Raw genomic sequence first — 4,753 nt, 5'->3', positions numbered from 1 at the left:
GCCGCGGGCGACCATGCCCCCTCCCTTCTGGTGTGTGGCGGGGTGGGTGCGGCCGGCCACGGCGGGGACCGGCCGCACCGTCTCCGCGTCAGCCCGCGTCGAGCGCCGACTGGAAGGTGGACTGGGCATCGGTCAGCAGCTGATCGATGTCAGCGTCCTCGCGAGTCAGCACCGCCTGGACCACGGAGTCGAGCGTGTTGTACAGCTCTTGCGCCTTCACGGAGGGCTCGGGAACAAGCGGCACCTCCTCGACGGTCGTGAGGTAGAGGTCGAAGTTCTCGCGCGGGACGTTGATGTACTCGTCGATCCACTCGAGGTACTGCGCATCGAGCTCGGCGTTGACCACCGGCAGTCCTGGCGCCCCGACCGCGAGCCCGTCGGCCGCGGACGCCTGGGCATCCGCCACGGCGGTCTCTTCATCCGTGAACCGCTGGAAGTCCTGGAACTCGACCCAGGCCATCGCCGCGGCGAGCTCCTCCGGCGACGCGGTCGGACTGAACACCTTGACGTTGCCGCCGCTGAGCGTGCCCAGCCCATCAGGCGCGATCGGGAGCGGTGCGAGGCCGAAGTCCTCGGGATCCATCCCGTTGCGGACCACCATGTTCGTGTAGTTGTCCGCACCCTGGACGAACATGCCCACCTGACCGGAGGAGAACAGGTTGACCGCGTCGTCGTAGTTGACCAGGAAGTTGGCTCCCATCGTGTCGTCCTCCCAACGCATCCGCTGGTAGAGCTCCAGCACATCCTCGGTCGCGCCGTTCGTGAACGTCGCCTCGGTCCCGTCCTCACTCTCCAGCGTCGAGCCGAAGGCGTAGGACATCGTGGTCAGGACCCAGCCGCCGGTGTTGTCGAGCGTCATCGTGAGGAAGCCCTGGGCGTCGGTGGCCTCGTCGATGGCCTGCGCCGCGGCCTGGACGTCCTCCCAGGTCCGAGGCGGATCGTCCGGATCGAGACCCGCCTCGGCGAACAACGCCCGGTTGTAGAGCAGACCCATCGTCCACGCCGACACGCTGATCCCGTACACCCGGCCATCCGCATCGGTGTTGACCTCCTGAACGGCGGGGTTGAGCTCGGCGAGCGCGGAGTCGGTCGGGATGTAGTCGGTGATGTCGGCGATCTGGCCGCGCGCGATCATCGACTGGATCTCGGTGAACGGGGCGCTGATCACGGTGGGCATGGTGCCGCCGGCGATGAGCGCATTCCAGGTGTCGGCCGCCCACTCCGTCTCCTCGGGTTGGACGGTGATGTTCGGGTACGCCTCGGCGAACTCCTCGAGTCGGCGCTCGAACGCCGCCCGCAGCTCGGGATCCTCGGTCGTGGGCATGTTGCCGACGCTGATCGTCACTGGTGCGTCGGTGTCGACGTCGCCGGCGGAGGGCTGATCGGCCGGTCCGCCTGAGCAGGCAGCCAGCGCGAGCGCCGTCACTGCCGCTGTGGCGCCGACCAGCACGCCTCGTCGGGTACGGGTGTGGGGCATCTGCGAACTCCTTCGTTCTGTGGGTGTGCTGTTAGCAGGTGGGAGGCGCACCGATGATGAGCGCCGGAGGGGTCTCGGTCATGGAGCGATGAGGCCTCCGTCGGGGCCGCGGACGCCGGCCGCCCAGGCGTCGTGACCGGAGAGATCGGCGGGATAGCGGGCGGCGGCGCTCTCGTCGATATCGATCCCCCAGCCCGGCTGCTCGTTCGGCACGAGCCAGCCGTTCTGGATGCGCAGCGTGCCGGGGAAGACCTTGTGCACGGGTTCGGCGTAGACGTGACCCTCCTGGATCCCGAACGCCGCGCTCGTGACGTCGAGCGCCACGTTCGCGGCGGCGCCGATCGGAGAGGTGTCGCCCGGCGCGTGCCAGGCGGTCCGCACGCCGACCAGCTCGGCCGCCGCGGCGAGCTTGCGTGCCGGTGTCAGCCCGCCGATCGCCGAGATGTGCGAGCGGATGAGGTCCACGCCGCCACCGAGCACCAGCCGCGTGGCATCGGTCATGGAGGTGGTCAGCTCACCGACGGCGATCGGCACCGGTGCGGCTGCCCGGACTCCCGGCAAGGCGTCCCAGTGCTCGGGCGGGAGCACATCCTCGAGGAAGAACAGCCGGTACGGCTCGAGGCTGCGCGCGAGCGTGATGGCCTGCTTGGGAGTGAGCCGGGAGTGCACGTCGTGCAGCAGCTCGACATCCTCCCCGAGCCGCTCGCGGGCCGCGGCGAACAGCTCCGGCGTGCGCCGCAGGTACTCCGCCACGCGCCACCCTTCCGGGTAGGGCGCCTCCGGGTCGGTCGGGCCGGGCAGCCGCGCTGAGCCGTAGCTGCCGCGACCCGGCTGCGAGACCTGCAACCGTAGGTGCCGCCAGCCTGCGTCGACGAGCTCCTCGGCGTGGCTGAGCGCGGCGTCGATGTCGGCGCCCGAGGCATGGAGGTAGGTGTCCGCCGCGGCGCGGACCTTGCCGCCGAGCAGCTCGTGCACCGGCATCCCGGCGCGCTTGCCCGCGATGTCCCACAGCGCCTGATCGAGACCCGAGATCGCGTTGTTGCCCACCGGCCCCTCACGCCAGTAGCTCGAGAACCGAGCCAGTCGCGTCAGGTCCTCGATGTCGCCCGGGTAGCGCCCCACGACCAGCCGCGCGAGGTGCTCCTCGACGTAGGTGACCACTGCCTTCCACCGCTGTGTGAAGGTCGCGCAGCCGAGCCCGTAGAGCCCGTCCTCGTTCGTGTCGACCCGCACCACCACGAGCGGAATGCCTTCAGGCGCGGTCACGATCGCCCGCACCCCGGTGATGCGGAGATCGCCGACGGCGGCCCACGGCTGCTCGAGGCCCCGCACCACGGTCTCGGGCCGGCTCACCGCGTTCATACCGGCTCCCCCTGCGTGGCGGTGCGGTGCGCGACGAACCCGAGCAGCTGCTCGGCGCGAGCCGTGTCGATGAGTGCCCCGCGCCCGGTGACGCCCATCCTCAGGGGCACCTGGGGTGCGTACTCGGCGAGCAGGGTGGCGGTGGGTTCGGGCCGATAGGTGTCCGGCGCCGAGACCCCGATCACGTGGGCTCCGATCAACGGTGCGACCAGGGACGCCCAGATCGCGTCGGTCGCGTCGCTCAGGTCGATGTAGGACCAGCCCTCACGCACCTGCTGATCGTGCACATGGCCGGCGTGCTGCCGCACCTGCTCCGGGGTGCCGACGTACGGGAACCGCAACGCCACCACCGTCATGTTCCAGTGGCTGGCAGCCATCTCAGCCGTGAGCTCGTCGCTGCGCTTCGACAGCGAGTACCAGTCGTCGAGGTCGTAGGGGATCTGCTCGTCGATCGGGAAGTAGGCAGGCAGCAGCGGCTTGCGGTGCATGGGGATCCCGAACGCGTTGATGCTGCTCGCGATGACGGCGCGCGTGATCCCGCGAGCGCCGGCCTGCGCCAGCACGTTGAAGGTGGCGTCGGTGTTGGTGCGGTAGACCTCGTAGGGACGCCCGGCGTCCCGGTGGGCGAGCGCAGCGAGGTGCACCACGGCGTCGGCACCCTCGAGCGCGCGCGCCACGTCAGCCTCGACGGTGGCATCGCCGGTGACCGCCCGGTCCGCGCGCGAGGGCGACTCCCATTCCCGCGACAGCGCCGTCACCGCCACGCCGCGCTCAATCAGATCAGCGACGACGGCGTGCCCGATCTTGCCGTCAGCGCCGGTCACCAGTACGCGCGCAGGCCGTGTGTCCACCCGGTCTCCATCGATCCTCGCGAGCACCATCACCCGCGTCCTCATCAGTGGTGCGAAACTGCTTTCGCACTACTGTGCCTCGGCTAGGCTACGCTGTCAATAGGGCACGTCAGATTAATGCGAAAGCATTCCCCCACCCCTGCCCGCGGCCCGCACCTCCCCGCCCGCCCACCTACCGCCGCCGAGATCGTAGATCGGCGCCCAGATCGTCGATCCGGATCTACGAGTTCGGCGTGGGCCTACGATCTCGGCGCCCTGCACCGGGCGGTGGCCTACGGTGGCCGCATGACTGGGAGGTCGATGGCGGTGGGCGCAGCCGCCGTGTGGGGCGCACTCCTGCTGTGCGGGGCTTGCGCGCAGGGGCGGGAGTCGCTCCCTTTCCCGCTGCCCACCGACGTGCCGTTCGCCTACCACCTGCAGACCGAGTCCGGCGGTGACGGGGCGCTGCTGGAAGGCACGCTCGACCTCCAGTACGGCTGCCTCGTGGTGCTGCCCTCCTGGGAGGGATTCGACGAGGAGCTGCCGCCTGTCGTCCCGGTGCTCCCGATCGCCGTCACCTCCTGGGACGGCACCACACTGGAGGTCAACGGCGAGAGCGCCGCCGTGGGCGAGCCCATCTCGCTGGGCGGCGGATTCAGGCAGACTACCGACGACGAGTGGTTCGTCCCGGAGGGCTGCCCGCCGCTCGCGGAGGGTGCCGACGAGGAGAACTACTTCGGCGTCGGCGTGAACTGACGACGAGCCTCACCTCCCCCTGGCCGCCCGCGCGCGATACGCCGTCGGCGACGCACCCTCGACGTGGCGGAAGCGTGTGGAGAAGTACAGCGGGTCGCTGTTTCCGACGCTGCCGGCGACGTCGGCCCCCGAACGTCCGGTGAGGTCGAGGAGCAGCTTGGCCCACGCCATGCGTTTCCGCTCCACGTACGCCGACGGCGACGACCCGAGCTGCTCGGCGAACAAGTGCGCGAACCGGGAGACCGACAGCCGCGCCACGCCGGCGAGGTGCCTGACAGTGAGCGGCTCGGACAGGTGCGCGTCCACATGCTCGAGGGTCCGCATGATC

Annotated in this window: 5 protein-coding genes; 1 reads left to right on the top strand and 4 read right to left on the bottom strand. The window is 70.2% G+C overall.

Annotated features, from left to right (window positions below; translation table 11 throughout):
- Positions 1-88: 88 nt before the first annotated feature.
- The 3 genes from ACOJSN_RS17345 to ACOJSN_RS17335 form a co-directional block, all read right to left on the bottom strand.
- Entirely contained in the window at positions 89-1,477 is a 1,389-nt protein-coding gene (locus ACOJSN_RS17345) for an extracellular solute-binding protein (protein ID WP_420113741.1), read from the bottom strand.
- A gap of 78 nt (positions 1,478-1,555) precedes the next feature.
- Entirely contained in the window at positions 1,556-2,839 is a 1,284-nt protein-coding gene (locus ACOJSN_RS17340; RefSeq protein ID WP_420113740.1) for an enolase C-terminal domain-like protein, read from the bottom strand.
- Positions 2,836-3,690 carry an NAD-dependent epimerase/dehydratase family protein gene (locus ACOJSN_RS17335; protein ID WP_420113739.1) on the bottom strand — a complete coding sequence of 285 codons (855 nt, stop codon included), beginning with the start codon at positions 3,688-3,690 and terminating at the stop codon, positions 2,836-2,838. The genes ACOJSN_RS17340 and ACOJSN_RS17335 overlap by 4 nt, the downstream gene beginning before the upstream one ends.
- Before the next feature lie 285 nt (positions 3,691-3,975).
- Between ACOJSN_RS17335 and ACOJSN_RS17330 the strand changes: the two genes are divergently transcribed.
- The gene (locus ACOJSN_RS17330) at positions 3,976-4,425 is read left to right on the top strand and encodes a hypothetical protein (RefSeq protein WP_420113738.1); all 450 of its coding nucleotides are present in this window, start codon (positions 3,976-3,978) and stop codon (positions 4,423-4,425) included.
- A gap of 9 nt (positions 4,426-4,434) precedes the next feature.
- Here the strand turns inward: ACOJSN_RS17330 and ACOJSN_RS17325 are convergent.
- A partial coding sequence (locus tag ACOJSN_RS17325; RefSeq protein ID WP_420113737.1) for a helix-turn-helix domain-containing protein occupies positions 4,435-4,753 on the bottom strand: 319 nt, incomplete at its 5' end.

It is taken from the genome of Pseudactinotalea sp. (assembly GCF_048594945.1).
Taxonomy (GTDB): domain Bacteria; phylum Actinomycetota; class Actinomycetes; order Actinomycetales; family Beutenbergiaceae; genus Pseudactinotalea.
The sequence above is the reverse complement of the archived record's forward strand: the minus strand, read 5'-3'. Positions and strand labels throughout refer to the sequence as shown.

What these genes read in the sequence shown, in the direction of transcription:
- ACOJSN_RS17345 (WP_420113741.1), bottom strand. Translation starts at nt 1,477, where the DNA reads ATGCCCCACACCCGTACCCGACGAGGCGTGCTGGTCGGCGCCACAGCG.
- ACOJSN_RS17340 (WP_420113740.1), bottom strand. Translation starts at nt 2,839, where the DNA reads ATGAACGCGGTGAGCCGGCCCGAGACCGTGGTGCGGGGCCTCGAGCAG.
- ACOJSN_RS17330 (WP_420113738.1), top strand. Translation starts at nt 3,976, where the DNA reads ATGACTGGGAGGTCGATGGCGGTGGGCGCAGCCGCCGTGTGGGGCGCA.